Annotated in this window: 1 protein-coding gene; it reads left to right on the top strand. The window is 43.8% G+C overall.

Annotation, left to right across the window (positions count from 1 at the left end):
- The coding region (locus tag NE054_RS08505) for an OprD family outer membrane porin (RefSeq protein ID WP_297890564.1) at positions 1-539 on the top strand (539 nt) is incomplete at both ends.

The following is a 539-nucleotide window of genomic DNA, read 5'->3' as shown; positions in this document are numbered from 1 at the left end:
AACAATAACCGTAATGCTCTGACTACGGGCGGATATATAGGCTATCAATCACCCAATTTCAGCGGACTTACTTTTGCTGCGGCAGCATACGGAACGTACGGGTTTGATATACATCATGAAGATGCAGATATTCTGGGTGCTGCAAGTTATGAACCTTCTCTTTATGGTAGAGACTTTGACACTTATGCTTTTATCGGACAGGCATATATGAACTATGCCTATGGTCATACCACCATCAAAATAGGCCGTCAGGAACTCAATACCCCAATGGCAGGCATAGATGATGCAAGAATGCTTCCTAACCTTTTTGAAGCAGCCGTACTGAGTAATACAGATATAGAAAATACTACAGTGATCGCAGCACATATAACACGAGAAACGGTAGGTACCTTTGGCAATATCTATGGTGGAGGCGTACTTGGGGTAAACAGCGGTTACGGTTTGGGTATCAATCAGGCTCTCAGCGGTGATTTTGTCAATATGGGAACCGTTGCCCTAGGTGATACGGATTTGAATGCTGATGGCAGCATAGATAACAG

The sequence above is a fragment of the Sulfurihydrogenibium sp. genome (genome assembly GCF_027448985.1).
Classification (GTDB): Bacteria; Aquificota; Aquificia; order Aquificales; family Hydrogenothermaceae; genus Sulfurihydrogenibium.
Note: the sequence above shows the minus strand (reverse complement) of the source record. Positions and strands in the feature narration are given on the sequence as shown.